Source organism: Streptomyces sp. NPDC002004 (genome assembly GCF_053593975.1).
This window is the reverse complement of the sequence record NZ_JBSFDP010000010.1, coordinates 1-18,158: the sequence shown is the minus strand read 5'-3', so window position 1 is coordinate 18,158 and position 18,158 is coordinate 1. Positions and strand designations below refer to the sequence as shown.

15 protein-coding genes are annotated in these 18,158 nt (G+C 72.9%); 11 read left to right on the top strand and 4 right to left on the bottom strand.

Annotated elements, in window-relative coordinates; translation table 11 throughout:
* Nucleotides 1–64 precede the first annotated feature (64 nt).
* From ACWCP6_RS17375 to ilvD, 4 genes are all read left to right on the top strand, one after another.
* Entirely contained in the window at nt 65–997 is a 933-nt protein-coding gene (locus tag ACWCP6_RS17375; RefSeq protein ID WP_450933308.1) for a Ppx/GppA phosphatase family protein, read from the top strand.
* Between the two features lie 682 nt (nt 998–1,679).
* Nucleotides 1,680–2,504 (top strand): sugar phosphate isomerase/epimerase family protein, encoded by an 825-nt coding sequence (locus tag ACWCP6_RS17370; RefSeq protein WP_450933307.1) that lies wholly within the window; start codon nt 1,680–1,682, stop codon nt 2,502–2,504.
* Nucleotides 2,501–3,139, top strand: a complete 639-nt coding sequence (locus ACWCP6_RS17365; protein ID WP_450933306.1) for a TetR/AcrR family transcriptional regulator — start codon at nt 2,501–2,503, stop codon at nt 3,137–3,139. Before ACWCP6_RS17370 ends, ACWCP6_RS17365 begins: the two co-directional genes overlap by 4 nt.
* Before the next feature lie 278 nt (nt 3,140–3,417).
* The gene (gene ilvD, locus ACWCP6_RS17360; RefSeq protein ID WP_450933305.1) at nt 3,418–5,268 is read left to right on the top strand and encodes a dihydroxy-acid dehydratase; all 1,851 of its coding nucleotides are present in this window, start codon (nt 3,418–3,420) and stop codon (nt 5,266–5,268) included.
* 7 nt (nt 5,269–5,275) lie between these two features.
* Here ilvD and ACWCP6_RS17355 read toward each other — a convergent pair whose 3' ends face one another.
* Nucleotides 5,276–7,552: an outer membrane protein assembly factor BamB family protein gene (locus tag ACWCP6_RS17355; RefSeq protein WP_450933304.1), complete on the bottom strand. Its 2,277-nt coding sequence runs from the start codon at nt 7,550–7,552 to the stop codon at nt 5,276–5,278.
* Between the two features lie 162 nt (nt 7,553–7,714).
* Between ACWCP6_RS17355 and ACWCP6_RS17350 the strand changes: the two genes are divergently transcribed.
* The 3 genes from ACWCP6_RS17350 to ACWCP6_RS17340 all read left to right on the top strand — a co-directional run bounded on the left by ACWCP6_RS17350 (nt 7,715) and on the right by ACWCP6_RS17340 (nt 9,880).
* Nucleotides 7,715–8,053 carry an SH3 domain-containing protein gene (locus tag ACWCP6_RS17350; RefSeq protein WP_450933303.1) on the top strand — a complete coding sequence of 113 codons (339 nt, stop codon included), beginning with the start codon at nt 7,715–7,717 and terminating at the stop codon, nt 8,051–8,053.
* 124 nt (nt 8,054–8,177) lie between these two features.
* The gene (locus ACWCP6_RS17345; RefSeq protein ID WP_450933302.1) at nt 8,178–8,678 is read left to right on the top strand and encodes an EamA/RhaT family transporter; all 501 of its coding nucleotides are present in this window, start codon (nt 8,178–8,180) and stop codon (nt 8,676–8,678) included.
* A 338-nt stretch (nt 8,679–9,016) separates the two neighbouring features.
* On the top strand, nt 9,017–9,880 hold the full coding sequence (locus ACWCP6_RS17340; RefSeq protein WP_450933301.1) for a class I SAM-dependent methyltransferase: 864 nt from the start codon (nt 9,017–9,019) through the stop codon (nt 9,878–9,880).
* On the opposite strand, the gene ACWCP6_RS17335 is transcribed toward ACWCP6_RS17340, so the two are convergent.
* Entirely contained in the window at nt 9,847–11,346 is a 1,500-nt protein-coding gene (locus ACWCP6_RS17335; protein ID WP_450933498.1) for a SulP family inorganic anion transporter, read from the bottom strand. The genes ACWCP6_RS17340 and ACWCP6_RS17335 overlap by 34 nt on opposite strands.
* A 631-nt stretch (nt 11,347–11,977) precedes the next feature.
* On the opposite strand from ACWCP6_RS17335, the gene ACWCP6_RS17330 reads away from it, so the two are divergent.
* The 3 genes from ACWCP6_RS17330 (at nt 11,978) to proC (ending at nt 14,600) form a co-directional block, all read left to right on the top strand.
* On the top strand, nt 11,978–12,853 hold the full coding sequence (locus ACWCP6_RS17330; protein WP_450933300.1) for an ABC transporter ATP-binding protein: 876 nt from the start codon (nt 11,978–11,980) through the stop codon (nt 12,851–12,853).
* 34 nt (nt 12,854–12,887) lie between these two features.
* Entirely contained in the window at nt 12,888–13,625 is a 738-nt protein-coding gene (locus tag ACWCP6_RS17325) for an ABC transporter permease (RefSeq protein WP_450933299.1), read from the top strand.
* 162 nt (nt 13,626–13,787) lie between these two features.
* The gene (gene proC / locus ACWCP6_RS17320; protein ID WP_450933298.1) at nt 13,788–14,600 is read left to right on the top strand and encodes a pyrroline-5-carboxylate reductase; all 813 of its coding nucleotides are present in this window, start codon (nt 13,788–13,790) and stop codon (nt 14,598–14,600) included.
* Nucleotides 14,601–14,719: 119 nt separating this feature from the next.
* On the opposite strand, the gene ACWCP6_RS17315 is transcribed toward proC, so the two are convergent.
* Nucleotides 14,720–15,307 carry a cysteine hydrolase family protein gene (locus ACWCP6_RS17315; protein ID WP_450933297.1) on the bottom strand — a complete coding sequence of 196 codons (588 nt, stop codon included), beginning with the start codon at nt 15,305–15,307 and terminating at the stop codon, nt 14,720–14,722.
* 74 nt (nt 15,308–15,381) lie between these two features.
* Here ACWCP6_RS17315 and ACWCP6_RS17310 point away from each other — a divergent pair, with 74 nt between their 5' ends.
* Nucleotides 15,382–16,434 (top strand): GlxA family transcriptional regulator, encoded by a 1,053-nt coding sequence (locus ACWCP6_RS17310; protein ID WP_450933296.1) that lies wholly within the window; start codon nt 15,382–15,384, stop codon nt 16,432–16,434.
* Here ACWCP6_RS17310 and trpS read toward each other — a convergent pair.
* Nucleotides 16,347–17,438: a tryptophan--tRNA ligase gene (trpS, locus tag ACWCP6_RS17305; protein ID WP_450933295.1), complete on the bottom strand. Its 1,092-nt coding sequence runs from the start codon at nt 17,436–17,438 to the stop codon at nt 16,347–16,349. The genes ACWCP6_RS17310 and trpS overlap by 88 nt on opposite strands.
* Nucleotides 17,439–18,158 lie beyond the last annotated feature (720 nt).

The following is an 18,158-nucleotide window of genomic DNA, read 5'->3' as shown; positions in this document are numbered from 1 at the left end:
CGTGGAGCGGGATGTACCGCTCCCGCGGGGAGCCGATCGCGGTCCGGGCAGTAGCGTTCCGTATATGAGACTCGGTGTCCTTGATGTGGGTTCGAACACGGTGCATCTGCTGGTGGTGGACGCGCACCCCGGCGCACGGCCGTTGCCCGCCCACTCGCACAAGGCGGAGCTTCGGCTCGCCCAACTCCTCGACGACGACGGTGCCATCGGACCGGACGGTGTCCAGAAGCTGATCGATGTGGTGCACGACGCACTCCAGGCCGCCGAGGACAAGGGCGTCGAGAACCTGCTTCCGTTCGCGACCTCCGCGGTGCGCGAGGCCAGCAACGCGGACGAGGTGCTGGGCCGCGTCCAGTCCGAGACCGGCGTCGCGCTCCAGGTGCTCTCGGGCGAGGAGGAGGCGCGGCTCACCTTCCTCGCCGCCCGCCGCTGGTTCGGCTGGTCCGCCGGGAAGCTGCTCGTGCTGGACATCGGCGGCGGTTCGCTGGAGATCGCCATGGGCATCGACGAGGAGCCCGACACCGCGGTGTCGCTGCCGCTGGGGGCCGGGCGGCTGACCGCGGGGTGGCTGCCCGGGGACCCGCCGGACCCGGCCGACGTGAAGGCACTGCGCCGCCACGTACGCGCCGAGATCGCGCGGACCGTCGGTGAGTTCAGCCGGGTCGGCACCCCGGACCACGTCGTCGCGACCTCGAAGACCTTCAAGCAGCTCGCGCGGCTGGCCGGCGCCGCCCGCTCCACGGACGGCCTGTACGTCCAGCGTGAGCTGAAGCGGAAGTCCCTGGAGGACTGGGTACCGCAGCTCGCCGCCATGACCGCGGCGCAGCGCGCCGAGCTCCCCGGGGTCTCCGAGGGCCGCTCCGCCCAGCTGCTGGCGGGCGCCCTGGTCGCCGAGGGCGCGATGGACCTCTTCGGTGTCGAGACCCTGGAGGTCTGCCCTTGGGCCCTGCGGGAGGGCGTCATCCTCCGGAGGCTGGACCACCTGCCGACGGCATAGCCCCTGCGGCGCCTGCCGGAGCTACTGGAGCTGCCGGAGCAGCCGGACCTCCCGGCCCGCAGTGCCCGCAGCGCCGGCCGGGCCCGCAATGCCGCGGCGCCGGCCGGGCCCGCAATGCCGCGGCGCCGGCCGGGCCCGCAATGCCGCGGCGCCGGCCGGGCCCGCGGTGCCTGTGATGATCGCAGTGCCCGAAGCGCCGGCCCGGTCCCACCGGGCCGAGCGGCCCGCCGGGCTCGCCCCGCTGCCGAAGGCGGCCGGGGCGCTCCGCCGAGGCCGGATGCGCTCCCGCGCTCCGCCCGGACGCCTTGCCGGAAGGCCGGTCCTGGCGCTCGCCGGAAGGCCGGTCCGGGCGTTCCGCCGGAACCGGCCCGGGCGCCTCGCACAGGGCCGCCCGTGTGCCGTCGGGGCGGTGGGCGGCCGTTGGCCGCACGGGGTCCGGGTGCGGGCGGCCCCGTGGGATGGATCACCCGCCGCGGGCCGATTCCCGCCGGGTCCGGCAAGGGCCTCGGCGTGGGTGCCGCCGACCGCCGGGGCGGGTGCCACCAGCCGCGACAGGGGCCCCGCAGCCCCGTGGAACGGGAGCCCGGCGGACCGCCGGCCCGCCCCACGAGCCGCCCCGGCGTGGCCGATTCCACTCAGACCGCCCGCCCCGCGCGCACCGCATCCCCGTACGCTGTCCCTCGTGGCAGATCCAGTTGTGCGCATCCCGGATGCGAAGGTCGCCCTGTCGACGGCCTCCGTCTATCCGGAGTCGACGGCGACGGCATTCGAGATCGCGGCGCGCCTGGGCTACGACGGCGTCGAGGTCATGGTCTGGACGGATCCCGTCAGCCAGGACATCCAGGCGCTGCGCCGTCTCTCCGACTACCACCGGATTCCGATCCTCGCGGTACACGCACCCTGTCTGCTGATCACCCAGCGCGTCTGGTCCACGGACCCGTGGGTGAAGCTCCAGCGGGCCAGGTCGGCGGCCGAGAAGCTGGGCGCCTCCACGGTCGTCGTGCACCCTCCTTTCCGCTGGCAGCGCCAGTACGCGCGCGACTTCGTGCAGGGCATCTGGCGCATGGCGAACGAGACGGACGTCCGCTTCGCCGTCGAGAACATGTACCCCTGGCGCTACCGCGACCGCGAAATGCTCGCCTACGCGCCCGACTGGGACGTCACCAAGGACGACTACCGGCATTTCACGATCGACCTCTCGCACACCGCGACCGCCCGCACGGACGCGCTGCAGATGATCGACCGCATGGGCGACCGCCTCGGCCACGTCCATCTCGCCGACGGCGGAGGCTCCGGCAAGGACGAGCACCTGGTCCCCGGCCGCGGGACCCAGCCGTGCGCCGAGGTGCTGGAGCGGCTCGCCCGCACCGGCTTCGACGGCCATGTCGTGATCGAGGTCAACACCCGTCGGGCCATGTCGAGCGCCGAGCGCGAGGCCGACCTCGCCGAGGCCCTCGCCTTCACCCGGCTGCACCTCGCATCGGCGGTCGGGGCGCCCCGCTCATGACCCGGACCGGCTCCTCCACCCCCTCGGACGGCACCCGTCGCCGCCGCGGCCGCCCCTCGCGTACGACGGCGGAGGAAGGCCCCGCCACCCGCGACCGCATCCTCCAGGCGGCCCGCGAGGAGTTCTCCGAGCGCGGCTACGAGAAGGCGTCCGTCCGCGGCATCGCCAAGTCCGCCGGTGTGGACCCGGCCCTGGTCCACCACTACTTCGGCACGAAGGAGCAGGTCTTCGCCGCCTCCGTCGAGGTCGCCTTCTCGCCCGTGCTGCACGCCCCGGACGCCATCGCCGCCGGTCCCCTCGACGAGATCGGCGAGCGGCTGGCCCGGTTCGTCTTCGGCGTCTGGGAGAACCCGGCGACCCGGACCCCCCTGCTTGCGATCCTGCGTTCCGCCGTCAACAACGAGACGGCCGCGGCGGTCTTCCGCCGCCTCGTGGCCACGCAGCTGCTGCGCCGTATCGCCCAGCAGGTGGACCTGCCGGACGCCGAGCTGCGCGCCGAGCTCGCCGCCGCCCAGCTCGTGGGTGCGGCGATGCTGCGCTACGTGATCCGGATGGAGCCTCTGGCCTCGGCGGACGTCGAACAGATCATCGCGCGGGTCGCACCGGTCGTGCAGGGACACCTGACGGCACCGTAGGCGTACCGTGCGGGCAGCCGCCGGTGTCCCGCGCGGCAGCCCGGCCGGTGCGTGCGCCGGGCCTCGCGGCGCGGCCGGCCGCCGCCCGGGGGCCGCCACCCGCCACCCGCCGCCCGGGGCCGCCGCCCGCAGCGGCCCGCCCTCCCGGTCGCCCACCGAGACGATCGTCCCGCCATTCGGACACGCCGTCCGGATCCTGGAGCAGCGGCGTACGCTCGACTTGAGCCATACGTGCCGGTCCCCGCCGGGCCGGTACCCGCCTGAAGGAGCGAGCGACGATGCCCGAGCTGAGGTCCCGCACTGTCACCCACGGCCGCAACATGGCGGGCGCACGCGCCCTTATGCGCGCCTCCGGTGTAGCCGGCGAGGACATCGGCAAGCCGATCGTCGCGGTCGCGAACTCGTTCACCGAGTTCGTCCCGGGCCACACCCATCTCGCCCCGGTCGGCCGGATCGTCTCGGACGCCATCCGTGCCGCCGGCGCCATCCCCCGCGAGTTCAACACGATCGCGGTCGACGACGGTATCGCGATGGGCCACGGCGGCATGCTCTACAGCCTCCCGTCCCGCGACCTGATCGCGGACTCCGTCGAGTACATGGTCGAGGCGCACTGCGCCGACGCGCTGATCTGCATCTCCAACTGCGACAAGATCACCCCCGGCATGCTGATGGCCGCTATGCGCCTCAACATCCCGGTCGTCTTCGTCTCCGGCGGTCCGATGGAGGCCGGCCAGGCCACCCTCGTGGACGGCACCGTCCGCAAGCTGGACCTGATCAACGCCATCGTCGACGCGGTCAACGAGAACGTCTCCGACGAGGACGTCCTGCGCATCGAGGAGAACGCCTGTCCGACGTGCGGTTCGTGTTCCGGCATGTTCACCGCCAACTCGATGAACTGCCTGACCGAGGCGATCGGCCTGTCCCTGCCCGGCAACGGCTCGACCCTCGCCACGCACACCGCCCGCCGCGCCCTGTACGAGAACGCGGGCCGGCTGGTCGTCGAGATCACCAAGCGCTACTACGAGCAGGGCGATGAGTCGGTGCTGCCCCGCAACATCGCCACCCGCCAGGCCTTCGAGAACGCCATGGCCCTCGACATCGCCATGGGCGGCTCCACCAACACGATCCTGCACCTGCTCGCCGCCGCCCAGGAGGCCGAGCTGGACTACGACCTGACGGACATCGACGCCGTCTCGCGCCGCGTCCCCTGCCTCGCCAAGGTCGCCCCGAACGTCGCCCCCGGCGGCACGTACTACATGGAGGACGTGCACCGCGCCGGCGGCATCCCCGCGATCCTGGGCGAGCTCTACCGCGGGGGCCTGCTCAACGAGGACGTGCACACCGTGCACTCCGCGTCGCTCGCCGAATGGATCAAGACCTGGGACGTGCGCGGCGGTTCGCCGTCCGCGGAGGCCGTCGAGCTGTTCCACGCCGCGCCCGGCTGCCGGCGCTCGGCAACCGCCTTCTCGCAGTCCGAGCGCTGGGAGTCCCTGGACGTGGACGCCGAGGGCGGCTGCATCCGCGACGTCGCCCACGCCTACTCCCAGGACGGCGGCCTCGCCGTCCTCAAGGGCAATCTCGCGGTCGACGGCTGCGTCGTGAAGACGGCCGGCGTCGACGAGTCGATCTGGACCTTCGAGGGCCCGGCCGTCGTCTGCGAGTCGCAGGACGAGGCCGTCGACAAGATCCTCACCAAGCAGATCAAGGAGGGCGACGTCGTCGTCATCCGCTACGAGGGCCCGCGCGGCGGTCCGGGCATGCAGGAGATGCTCTACCCGACCTCCTTCCTCAAGGGCCGGGGGCTGGGCAAGGCCTGCGCGCTGGTGACCGACGGCCGCTTCTCCGGCGGCACGTCCGGCCTGTCCATCGGCCACGCGTCGCCCGAGGCGGCCTCCGGCGGCACCATCGCCCTCGTCGAGGACGGCGACCGCATCCGCATCGACATCCCGCAGCGCACGATCGACCTCCTCGTCGACGACGCCACGCTCGCCGCCCGCCGTGAGGCCCTCGGCGGCGAGTACGCCCCGAAGGCGCGTGAGCGCAAGGTGTCCGCCGCCCTGCGCGCCTACGCCGCGATGGCCACCAGCGCCGACAAGGGTGCCGTCCGCGACGTGTCGAAGCTCGGCTGACGGCTCCTCACCACTGCGACGGATCGCGCCCGGCCACCGCGAAGACGGTGCCGTCGGGCGCGCTCCCGTAGACGCGGCCGTTCGCGACGAGCGGTGCGGGCACCTCGGGCACCACGCGGCTGCCGGCCCCGCCCGGCCGCGCCTTTGTCTGCCCCAGCAGGGTGCCCTTGCGGGCGTCCACCGCGAGCAGGCGGCCGTCGGCGGTGGCGACGTACACCCGGCCGCCGTCGGCGACCGGCGCGGAGGCCCGGCTGACCGAGGTCTCCAGCCGCCAGCGCTGCGCCCCGCCGACGAGGTCCACGGCGGTCAGCGCACCGCCCGTCGCCATCAGATACGCGGTACCGCCGTGCACCGAGCCGGCGGCCTGCGGCAGCGCGACGTCCAGCCGGATCCGCCGCGTGGCGCCGCTCGACGGGTCGTACCGGACCAGGGCCACCGCCTCACCCGAGGCGTTCAGCGAGACGAGGACCACGGTGCGCTGCGCATCCCCGCCGCCCACCGTGCCGATCGGGCTGAGCGTGCCGGGCAGGGTGTGCCGCCACCGCACCGAGCCGGTCTCCGGATCGACGGCGCTCACCAGCGTCGCCGAGCCGTCCCGGGTCGTGCTCGTGGCGTAGGCGGGACCACCGCCGGCGAAGGCCGCGACAGTGGGCCGGGACTGGCCGGGAACCGCGGCCTTCCACCGGCGCCCGCCCGTGGCGCCGTCCACCCCGGTGACCGTGCCGTCCTGCGCGGTGAGCAGCAGCATGCGCCCGGCGTACGCGACCCGGCCCTGGTACGCCGTGAGGTCCGTCGACCAGCGCGGCTCCCCGGAGCCCGGGTCGAGCGCGGCCAGCCGCCGGCCGCCGTCGGTGACGACGTGCACCAGTCCGCCCGCCATCACCGGAGGCTCCGACGGACCGTCCGCCGGGCCCGCCGCCGTGCTGCGCCACAGCACCTTGCCGCTCTGCGGGGCGACCGCGGTGATCAGACCCGGCCGTGCGCAGAACAGCCTCCGGGATCCGTAGGTGCACAGCGGCATCGCGTCCGGCGCCGACCGCTGCACGCCTGCGACGTCCCGCGAAGCCAGCGCCCAGGCGTGGACGCCGCCCCGGGCGGCGGGGCGCGGTGCCGCACCGTCGTCCGACGCGCTCGGGGCGTGCAGGGCCAGGAGCGTACCGGCCGTGGCCAGCGCCACGGCGCCCGCGGCCGCCGCGAGCAGCAACAGCGGCTTGCGGCGCGGCGCGGAGGGCCGTTCCGCGCCGGCATCCGGGCCGGGGCCCGTCCCGCTCGCCCCTGCCTTCCCCTTCGTCCTGCCGCCCGTACCCGCGCGCGGGTCGTCGCGCCGGTGCGTGGGCTCGTCGGAGGCCGTGCCCGCGGAGTCCGTCCCGGCACCGCGCCCGGCCGCCGGGCGGCCGTGGACCGGGACGGACCCATGGGTGCGCTGCGCCGGTATGAACGCCTGGGTGTCGTACGACGCCGACACCGAACGCAGCTCCGCCATCAACTCGTCGGGCGTGGGCCGGTCCTCCGGCTCCTTGGCCAGACACCGGGCGACCAGCGGAACAAGGTTCTCGGGCACCGCGGTCAAGTCCGGCTCGTCGTGGACGACCTGGTAGGCGACGAGATACGGACTGTCGGAGTCGAACGGGCCGCTCCCGGTCGACGCGTGCACCATCACCGAGCCCAGCGCGAAGAGGTCGGCGGCCGGGCCCACCTCCCTGGGGCGCCGGAACTGCTCGGGGGCCATGAAGGGCGGCGTCCCGATCAACTTGCCCGTCTCGGTGCGCAGTTCGCTGTCCGACGGCCGGGAGATGCCGAAGTCGATGACCTTCGGGCCGTCCTCCGCGAGGAGGACGTTGCTGGGCTTGAGGTCCCGGTGCACGACCCCGGCGCGGTGGATGTCCCGCAGCGCCTCGGCCAGCCCCGCCATCAGCCGGCGCAACTGCTCCGGCTCCAGCGGGCCGTTCCGCTTCACGTGCTCGGAGAGGTTCGGGCCCGGGATGTAGAGGGTGGCCATCCACGGCAGGTCGGCCTCCGGATCGGCGTCCACGACGGGCGCCGTGAACGCCCCGCTCACCCGCCGGGCCGCCGCCACCTCCTGCCGGAACCGCCCTCTGAACTCGGGATCCCTGGCGAGTTCGGCGTGCACGACCTTCACGGCGAGACGCAGCCCCGACGCACTGCGCGCCAGGCGCACCACGCCCATGCCGCCCGACCCGAGGCATGCCTCGAGCCGGTACTGCCCGGCGTATTCTGGAAGTTCCGGTTCCGAACCTGCCCCGGCGCTGCGCTGTGGCCGCATCGACCCCACCCCCGTGCTGATCGTCCTGATCGTCCGCGCGCGCGACGCACGGAGCCTAGTCGATGATTCGTACGGCGCCGAGGCGGCTTGCTAGCCTCCGCGTGCCGGGTGGGCCCGCCGCGGTCCGCCATCGCATCGCAACGCATCAACGGGGGAGGCCTCATGGCCGTCGAGGACGTCCAAGGCGCGCAGAGCGCACCGGAGAACACCGATTCCAGCGCGCAGTCCGCGGGTGCCGCGGCCGAGACGCAGCTGCACTACTACCCGATCGCACCGGGCTGCACCGTGAACGTCCGCAGCGGCCCCGGCACCAACTACCGCCTGATCCGGGTGCTCCCGGAGGGGTCACGCGTCGCGATCTTCTGCCAGCGCCCGGGGGAGACGATCAGCGGCCCCTACGGCACCACGAAGATCTGGGACAACATCGCCAACGGCGAGTACATCTCGGACGCCTTCGTGAAGACCGGCAGCGACGGCTACGTCGCGGCGCGCTGCGCCTGATCACCGGGACGGCCGTGCCCGTGGATCACCGGGGGCGGCCGTGCCCTTGGGCCGCGGGGCGGCCGTGCCCCTGGATCCCGGGGCGGCCGGCTCCGGCGGCCGCCCCGGTGGCGATAATCGACCCATGAGCGACGAACCCGGCCCCGACGCCGCCTCCGTCCCCGCGGGTCCCCAGCCGGAGGCGATCCGCTTCTTCGGTACGACCTGGGTCGCGCACGACGGCGGATACGGCGCGCGCCGCCTCGGCGTGGCCGTGGGCTCCCTCGTCGTGGCGGCACTGGGCTGTCTGGTGCTGCGGTTCGCCTACGAAGGGCTCGCCATCGCCGCCGTGGGCACCTTCGTGAACGCCCTCGTCGTCGTCATGTTCGCCGTCTGCAGCGCCATCGCCTTCCGCCGCACCTGGGACGGCTTCGGCAAGCGCCCCGACCCGGAGTCCCAGGCGTCCCTGCGCAGCCTGATGGCCATCGGCTTCATCGGCTCCCTCCTCGCCTACTTCTTCCGCTCCCTCACCGAGGCCCCCGGGGAAGCGCTGCACCGCGCGGAGTACGAGGAGGCGCGCGCCCAGTACGCGCGCCGTACCGAGCGCCGCACGGGCAACCCCTCCCGGAGGAAGCGCAAGGCCTAGGGGCAGTCCCCGTGGCGGAGTGCCGAGCACCGGGGAGAGCACCCTCGTCCGCGGCAGCATCCTGTCCGGGGCGGCACCTTCGTCCGCGGCAGCATCCTCGTCCGCGGCCGAGGCCTGCCGTGGGACACCAGCCGGAGTGGCCCGGGGCGGGGCGGCAACCGGGCTCGGGGCTCGGCCCGGCGCGCGGCACCGGCCCCGTCCGGCCCGAGGCGCGGCAACCGGCCCCGGCCCCCGCGCTCCCACCGGTTTCCGGGCCCGCCCATCCGGTTTCGGCCAGTCGTTCGGGTGCGGCGTGGGTGCTGCTTCCCGCGTCGCCACCCACCGCGCAGGATGGCTCCATGCCAGACCTCTCGAACGATGCCGCGCAGGAAAGCCGGACCGCTCACGAAGCCGCACACGCCCCCGGTGCCCCGCCGGCCCCCGGCACCCTCGGCCATGCCGCGCGGGCCCGCTCGTTCGATCAGGCCGCCGCGCAGTACGCCGCGCACCGCCCCTCGTACCCGCCGGCCCTCTTCGACGCAGTCGAGGACGCCGCCGGGCGGCCCCTCGACGGGGCGCGGGTGGTGGACGTGGGGGCAGGTACCGGGATCGGCACCGCGCTGCTGCGCGACCGCGGTGCCGATGTGATCGCCGTGGAGCCGGGCGACGGCATGGCTGCGCAGTTCCGCCGGGCTCTGCCCGACGTACCGATCGTGCGGGGCGACGGCAACGCGCTGCCTCTGGCCGACGCATCCGCCGACTTCCTCACCTACGCCCAGGCCTGGCACTGGACGGACCCGGAACGCTCCGTGCCGGAGGCCAGGCGCGTGCTGCGGCCGGGTGGCGCACTGGCCCTCTGGTGGAACATCCCCGACCGGGACGTACCGTGGCACGCCGCCCAGGAGGCCCGCCTCGAGCGCTGGTTCGCCGCGCGGGCCCCCGAGCACACCCGCCGCGCGCAGGGTGGCCCGGTCGGCAGCGCCGACCGGGCGAAGGCCCTGTCGTGGGGCCTCGACTTCCGGCGCCGCCGGGTGCGCTGGAGCCGGAGCGTCCCGGTCGACAAGCATCTCGCGAACCTGGGCAGCCACTCGGTCTTCCTGGTCCTCGGCGAGGAGGAGGCGAGGACCTTCCTGAGGGAGGAACGCGCGATCCTGCTCTCGGAGTTCCCGGACGGCGTGCTCGAAGAGGCCTATGTCGTCGACCTGTTGGTCGCGACGCCCTGAGCGGCCCCTTCCACCGCCTCCCGGCCCGCGGCCTCGGCCACCGCGGCCCCCTCCCGCCCGGCGATCCACCGGTCGAGTGCAGCGGCGCACGCATGGTCCACATGACGCAGCCCGCCCAGCTCCAGTCGTACGGCGCGGTCGTCCGGAAGCGCCTCCAGGGCGTCCAGCAGCTTCGGCAGCCGTAGGAACGTGGCGTTGCCGGAGACCCGTACGACCAGCCCCGCCGCACCCCGGTCGTCGGTCTCCACCTGTACCTGGCTGATGTCCCAGGCGGTCTTGGCCACCGCGAGGGCGAGGCCCAGCAGCACCCCCTCGAAGAGGTTCCCGACGACGATCGCCCCCGCGGTCACGGCCAGCACCACGGCCTCCCCGCGGTGGGCCCGCCACAACGGCCCGATCTCCCGCACCGGCACCAGCTTGCAGCCCGCGTGCACCAGCAGACCGGCCAGCGCCGCCACCGGAATCACCCCGAGCACGGCCGGCAATGCCGCCGTGAACAGCAGCAGCCACAGTCCGTGCAGGAACCGGGACGCCTTCGTCCGCGCCCCGGCCCGCACATTGGCCGCACTGCGGACGATCACCGCGGTCATCGGCAGCGCCCCGAGCACCCCGCACACCGCGTTCCCCGCGCCCTGCGCGATCAGCTCCCTGTCGTAGTCGGTGCGGGGACCGTCGTGCAGCCGGTCCACGGCGGCCGCGCTGAACAGCGACTCGGCGGACGCGATCAGCGCAAACGCCAGTACGGTCCCCAGGACTCCCACTTCCGTGAGCCGTCCGAGGTCCGACGGCGGATGCACCGCGTCCAGCAGTCCGCGCACCTCGACCCGCCGCACCGGGAGATCCAGCAGTCCGGTGACTGCGGCCGCCGCCCCGACCGCCACCAGCGGCGCGGGCACCAGCCGCACGCCGCGCCGCCACCGCGGCCACAGGATCAGGACGGCGATGGTGCCGCCGCCGATCGCCAGCGCCAGTGGGTCGGCGGGCCCCGGAAGCCAGGGCAGCCCGGCGACCTTCGCCATCCCGCCCGCGGGCGGGGGCGTGTCCGCCATCGTGTAGACCTGGCCCGCGACGAGCACCAGGCCGATCCCGGCGAGCATCCCCTGAACCACCGCCACCGACACCGCACGGAACCACCGTCCGAGCCGCGCCGCGCCCAGCCCCAGCTGCACCAGCCCCGCGGCCAGCACGAGCAGGCCCAGCGTCTCCAGCCCGTACTCCTGCACCGCCTCGTACACGAGGACGGTCAGCCCCGCGGCAGGGCCGCTCACCTGCAGGCTGCTGCCGGGCAGTAAGCCGGTGACCAGACCGCCGACGATCCCGGTGATCAGGCCCAGCTCGGCGGGCACACCGGAGGCCACGGCCACGCCCACGCACAGCGGAAGCGCGACGAGGAACACGACGAGCGAGGCGCCGAAGTCCGCGCGCAGCAGCGGGCGGTACGACGACGGGCGCGGGCGGCGGGACAACCGCGGGAACGCCCGCCGTCCGGACGGCCGTCGCAAGGACACCGGTGGACCTGACACGGATGGTTCGGACACCGGCGCACCCGGCTTCGGCGCACCCGGCTTCGGCGCACCCGACTTCGGCGGACCGGACACCGGCGGGTCGGACACCGGCGGGTCGGGCACCGGCGTACCGGACACCGGCGAGCCGGGCACCGGCGTACCGGACACCGGCGAGCCGGGCACCGGCGTACCGGACACCGGCGAGCCGGACGGGGACGGGTCGGACGTGGACGGATCGGACCCGGACGGATCGGACCCGGACGGATCGGGACTGGACCGATCGCGGGCGGACTGATCATGAACGGACGGTTCGCGCCTGGACTGCTCACGCATGGACGGGCACCTCCAGCTGCACAGGAACGGAGATGCGCGGGCGCCGGAGGCGGGGGGAATCGGCTCCGGACTGGTACGCGGCTGCATGGCCGCATGCGACTGCATACGGCGGCATATGACCGTGCACTGAAATCCATTGTCAGGAAAGCGCGTTCGCGGCGCACCCCTCTCGGCGTCATCGCCCCGTGGTTCCGGGGGCACGGGCGCACACGGGCGCGGATCTCTTCCCTCCGGTCACCTCCCGAGAGCGCGCGCCCTCATGCGCACCCGTCGTGACGTCTTGACGAGCCCCCCGGGCGTCCCCATTATTCATCGCATGATGAATTACTCTCCCGGCGGTGCCGCCATCGGCGCTCCCGCGATCCACGCCGACGCGCTCACCGTCGTACGCGGCTCGCGCACCGTCCTCCACAGCCTCGGTTTCGATGTGCCCCGAGGACAGATCACCGGACTCCTCGGCCCCTCCGGCTGCGGCAAATCCACCCTGATGCGAGCCGTCGTCGGCACCCAGGCCAAGGTCACCGGCACCCTGGAGGTCCTCGGCCGCCCGGCCGGCGACCCCGCACTGCGGTCCCGTGTCGGCTACGTCACCCAAGCCCCCTCGGTCTACGACGACCTGACCGTCCGCCAGAACCTCGACTACTTCGCGGCGATCCTCGACCCCGGCCGCGCCGCCGCCGAACGCCGCAGGGAAGCGGTCACCCGCGCCATCGCCGACGTCGACCTCGCCTCCCGCGCCGACGCCCTCGCCGGCAATCTCTCCGGTGGTCAGCGCAGCCGCGTCTCGCTCGCCGTCGCCCTCCTCGGCACCCCCGAACTCCTGGTCCTGGACGAGCCCACCGTCGGCCTCGACCCCGTGCTCCGCCGCGACCTGTGGAGCCTCTTCCACTCCATCGCCGCCGAACGCGACGCGACCCTCCTCGTCTCCTCGCACGTCATGGACGAGGCCGAACGCTGCCACCGCCTCCTCCTCATGCGCGAGGGCACCCTGCTCGCCGACGACACCCCCGACGCCCTGCGCACCCGCACCCACGCCGACACGGTCGAAGAAGCCTTCCTCCACCTCGTCGACGAGGCGGTCGCCGCCGAGACGAGCGGGTCCGCCACGGCGGCCGGGGCCACCGCCCGCAGCTGACCCCCCAGCCCTTCTCCTCCCGGGAGCCCACCCCATGAACATGTCCCGCACCCTCGCCACCGCCGCCCGCGTGCTGCGACAGCTCCGCCACGACCCGCGCTCCATCGCGCTGATGCTCGTGGTCCCGTGTCTGATGCTGGTCCTGCTGCGCTATGTGTTCGACGGCAGCCCACGCACGTTCGACGGCATCGGCGCCTCACTGCTCGGCATCTTCCCGCTGATCACGATGTTCCTGGTCACGTCCATCGCCACCCTCCGCGAACGCACCTCGGGCACCCTGGAACGCCTCCTCGCCCTGCCGCTCGCCAAGGGTGACCTCATCGGCGGCTACGCCCTCGCCTTCGGTGGCCTCGCCATCGTCCAGTCGGCCCTCGCGACCGGCCTCGCCCTGTGGTTCCTCGGCCTCGACGTGACCGGCTCCGCCTGGCTGCTGCTCCTGGTCGCCCTTCTCGACGCGCTCCTCGGCACGGCCCTCGGCCTCTTCGTCTCGGCCTTCGCGGCCTCCGAGTTCCAGGCGGTGCAGTTCATGCCGGCCGTGATCTTCCCGCAGCTCCTCCTGTGCGGCCTGTTCGCCCCGCGCTCCTCGATGCAGCCGGTCCTCGAGGCCGTCTCCGACGTCCTGCCCATGTCCTACGCCGTCGACGGCATGAACGCCGTCCTCACCCACACCGACGTCACCGGCGACTTCGTCCGGGACGTCGTGATCGTCGCGGCCTGCGCGGTGCTGGTCCTGGCCCTGGGCGCGGCGACACTACGGCGTCGTACCGCCTGAGCCGTGCGGGCGGGAACGCTCCTGCGCATGCCACGGGCAGCCGTCCGGCCGCGGTGCCGGGTGCGCCTCGCGCACCGTCCGCCCAGCGGACATCCCCACCGCTCCCGGCACTGCGGTGCGAGGATGGCACCGGACGACGCACACGTGTGAAGGGCACCGCTCATGACCCAGAAAGTCGCAGTCCTCGGCACCGGAAAGATCGGCGAGGCCCTGCTCAGCGGCATGATCCGGGCCGGCTGGGCCCCCGCCGACCTCCTCGTCACCGCCCGCCGCCCCGAACGCGCCGAGGAACTCCGCACCCGCTACGGCGTGAACCCCGTCAGCAACGCCGAGGCCGTCAAGACGGCCGACACCCTGATCCTCACGGTCAAGCCGCAGGACATGGGCACCCTCCTCGACGAGCTCGCCCCGCACATCCCCGCCGGCCACCTGGTCATCAGCGGTGCCGCGGGCATCCCGACCTCCTTCTTCGAGGAGCGCCTCGCCGAAGGCACCCCGGTCGTACGCGTCATGACGAACACCCCCGCCCTCGTCGACGAGGCCATGTCCGTCATCTCCGCCGGCACCCACGCCACCGCCGCGCACCTCGCCCACGCCGAGGAGATCTTCGGCGCCGTCGGCAAGACCCTGCGCGTCCCCGAGTCCCAGCAGGACGCCTGCACCGCGCTCTCCGGCTCCGGACCGGCGTACTTCTTCTACCTGGTCGAGGCCATGACCGACGCGGGCATCCTCCTCGGTCTGCCCCGCGACAAGGCGCACGACCTGATCGTCCAGTCCGCGATCGGCGCCGCCGTGATGCTCCGCGACAGCGGGGAACACCCCGTCAAGCTCCGCGAGAACGTGACCTCGCCCGCGGGGACCACCATCAACGCCATCCGTGAACTCGAGAACCACGGGGTGCGCGCCGCACTCATCGCCGCACTCGAAGCGGCCCGGGACCGGAGCAGGGAGCTGGCTTCCGGCACCAGCAGCTGAACCCCGGCCCCGGTGCGCGGGCGCCGCACGCACGCCGCCCGCCACCGGCCGAACACCGGCTGATCCGAACACCGGGGATCCGACCACCGGCGATCCGAACACGGCGCGAACCGCCACTGTCAGCCGGCCGCCGCCTTCACCACCTCGTCCGTCGTCACCACCGTCGCGAAGCCGCCCCCGTGCACGGACACCGCCGTGGCCCGCGCGAGCTCATCGGCCGTGCTCCGCCAGCCGAACGGGCCCTCGAGGTCGAAGGTGTACGTAGCATCCAGCGCGAACAGCACCTCGTAGCCGAGGTTGCCGCCCATACGAGCCGTGGTCTCGACGCACATATTGGTCTGGATGCCCGCCAGCACGAACTGGCCGATCCCCTCCGCCCTGAACCAGGCGTCCAGACCGGGCGTGCCGTAGAACGCCGAGTTCACCGTCTTCGTCACCAGCAGCTCCGGCCCCGCCCCCCTTCCACGCCGCCGCTCGACGTACTCCTTGAGGTCGTTGCCCCCATACCCCGGCCGCAGCGGCGATTCGGGCTTGAGCGAGTTGTGCCGCACGAAGACGACCGGACGCCCGGAAGCCTGCCAGGCGTCGATCAGCGACGCGATGTTGTCGTCCGCCGCCGGATTGTTCCGCGGCCCCCAGAACTCCTCCTCGTCGAATCCCTTCTGTACGTCCACCACGACCAGCGCTGCGTTCTCTGCGATCTCCATGCCCGTCATGCTGCCGCTCTGCGCCCCGCCGCCCCAGAGGCGCAAAAGTCAGCGATCGATGGTTTACTGCCATCGTGACCGAGACCGCCGCCGACGCCCCTGCGACCCCCGGGCCCCAGCGCATCGCCCTGTTGACCTTCCCCGGCATCCGGGCCTTCGACGTCTCCGTGATCACCGAGGTCTGGGGTACCGACCGCACCGACCGCGGCGTCCCCGCCTTCGACCTGCGACGTGTCGCCGTCACCTCCGATCCCGTCACCATGCGCGGCGGACTCACCCTCGTCCCCGACCGCACCCTCGCCTGGCTGCCGCGCGCCGACCTGATCGTCGTCCCCGGCCTGGACGACTACCTCACCCCCGCACCCGCGCCGCTCCTCGAAGCCCTGCGCCGCGCCCATGCACGGGGCACCACCATCGCGGCCCTGTGCGGTGGCGCCTTCACCCTCGCTCAGGCCGGGCTCCTCGACGGACGCCGCGCGATCACCCACTGGGGCCTCGTCGAGCTGCTGCGCACGCACCACCCCCTCGTCACCGTCGAGCCCGACGCCCTCTTCATCGAGGACGACGGCATCTGGACCGCTGCGGGCACCGCCGCCGGCATCGATCTGTGCCTGCACCTGGTCCGCATCACCCACGGCGCGGAGACCGCGGCCGCCATCGCCCGATCGATGGTCACCGCGCCCTTCCGCACCGGAGGCCAGGCCCAGTTCATCGAGCACCCCACTCCCCGGGCGGACCGCGACGCCGACGCCCTGGCCTCGGTACGCGAATACGCCCTGTGCCACCTCCACGAACCGCTCACCGTGGCGCAGCTGGCCGCCCGCGCGGGCATGTCGGCACGCTCCTTCGCGCGCCACTTCACGGCGGCGACCGGAGCCACGCCCCTGCGATGGCTCCTGGACCAGCGCATGGCGGCGGCCCAGAAGCTCCTCGAACGCACCGACCTGCCCATGCCGGAGGTTGCGCGCCGCTCGGGCTTCGGCAGCGAGGTCACGATGCGCCAGCACTTCGCATCGCGCCTCGCCACCAGCCCACGCGCCTATCGCGCCGCGTTCAACGCCCCGGCCGGTGTATCGCGTCCGGCAGCGTCTCCCAAGGGCTCGACGCCGCTCGAACAGGGGGTATGAACGGGCTCCGGAGGCGGCAGCAGTCCGATGGCGCTATAGGCCGCGTCCACCCTCGGCCGCGCCATATCCCTTGCCTTCTCCGCACCACGCCGCAACACCCCCTCCAGATAACCGGGATCCGCAACCAGTTCCCTGTGCCGCTCCTGAAGGGGCTTGAGAAGCTCCACCACGGCATCGGCCGTGTCCTTCTTCAAAGCCCCGTACGAGTGGTAAACGGAGCCCAGCTCCCCAGGGTTCCCGCCCACGCACGCCGCCAGGATTTCCAGCAGATTCGAGATTCCGGGCCGTGCCTCCCGGTCGTACTCGACCTCGCTGCCGCTGTCGGTGACCGCCCGGAGGACCTTCTTACGGATCACCTCGGGCTCGTCGAGCAGGTAGACGATGCCCGCTCCCTGCTCATGGGACTTGCCCATCTTCGACCTCGGGTCCTTCAGGTCCATGACCCGGGCCGCCACGGCGGGACGTGTGGCCCGCGGCACCACGAAGGTGTGCCCGTACCGCTGGTTGAACCGCACGGCCAGGTCCCGGCTCAGCTCGACGTGCTGCGTCTGGTCGTCCCCGACGGGAACCTCATCGGTCCCGTACGCCAGGATGTCCGCCGCCATCAGCACGGGATACGTCAGCAGCGACAGCCGGACGCTCCCGCCGCGGGCCCGTTCGCGTGCCGCCTTCTCCTTGTACTGGATCATCCGCCGCATCTCACCGTCGGACGCCACGCACTCCAGTACGTACGAGAGCCGGGCCTGCTCGTCGACATGGCTCTGCACGAACACCGTGCACAGGTCCGGGTCCAGCCCGGCCGCGAGCATCAGGGTCGCCGCCTGCCGGGTCAGCCTGCGTACCCGCGCAGGGTCGTGCTCGACCGTCAGGGCGTGCAGATCGACGATGCTGAACAGGGCGTCCGCCCGGTACTGGTCCACCTCCGCCCACCGGCGGACGGCTCCCAGGTAGTTCCCGAGCGTCAGATGCCCCGTCGGCTTGATCCCGCTGAAGATGCGCGTCATGTCTCCAGATCTCCTGGTCGGGGCCGCCGCTGCCCGTCGGCCGGGCTCCGGGCCCCCAGGAGGGGGATACGAAAACGGCCGCCGAGGCGGCGGCCGTTGTCGCATGCGTGAGTACGGCCGCCGTCAGGCGGCCCACCACTGCTGGGTGTGCGCATGCGTAGTCACGTCCATCAGCGTACGCTCCCGACACCCGGCAGGCACGGAGTTGACACCCCTGGGGCCGATCCGTACTGTTCTCCGAGTTGTCCGACGTGAGCGCCGACCCTCGGTCGGTCCCCGGACATCATTCCGCACCAACCATCCAAGCGATCGACGGTCCGCTGTCGTCTCGTTTTCATGCGTTTTTGCGAAATGAGGAATCGCGTTCGAAAGGGCGCGGCCCCGATTAGCTCGGGAGCCGGGATTCCGCTAAAGTCTCACTCGTCGGAACGGCCGCAACGGCCGGGAAGGCAAACCCCCTGACTGGGAATCGGGCCCGAAAGGATCTGATAGAGTCGGAACCGCCGGAAGGCCGCGGAGACCGAAAGGTCGAAGGGCCGGAAAGCACCGAGGAAATCGGATCGGAAAGATCTGATAGAGTCGGAAACGCAAGACCGAAGGGAAGCGCCCGGAGGAAAGCCCGAGAGGGTGAGTACAAAGGAAGCGTCCGTTCCTTGAGAACTCAACAGCGTGCCAAAAATCAACGCCAGATATGTTGATACCCCGTCTCCGGCCGATCGG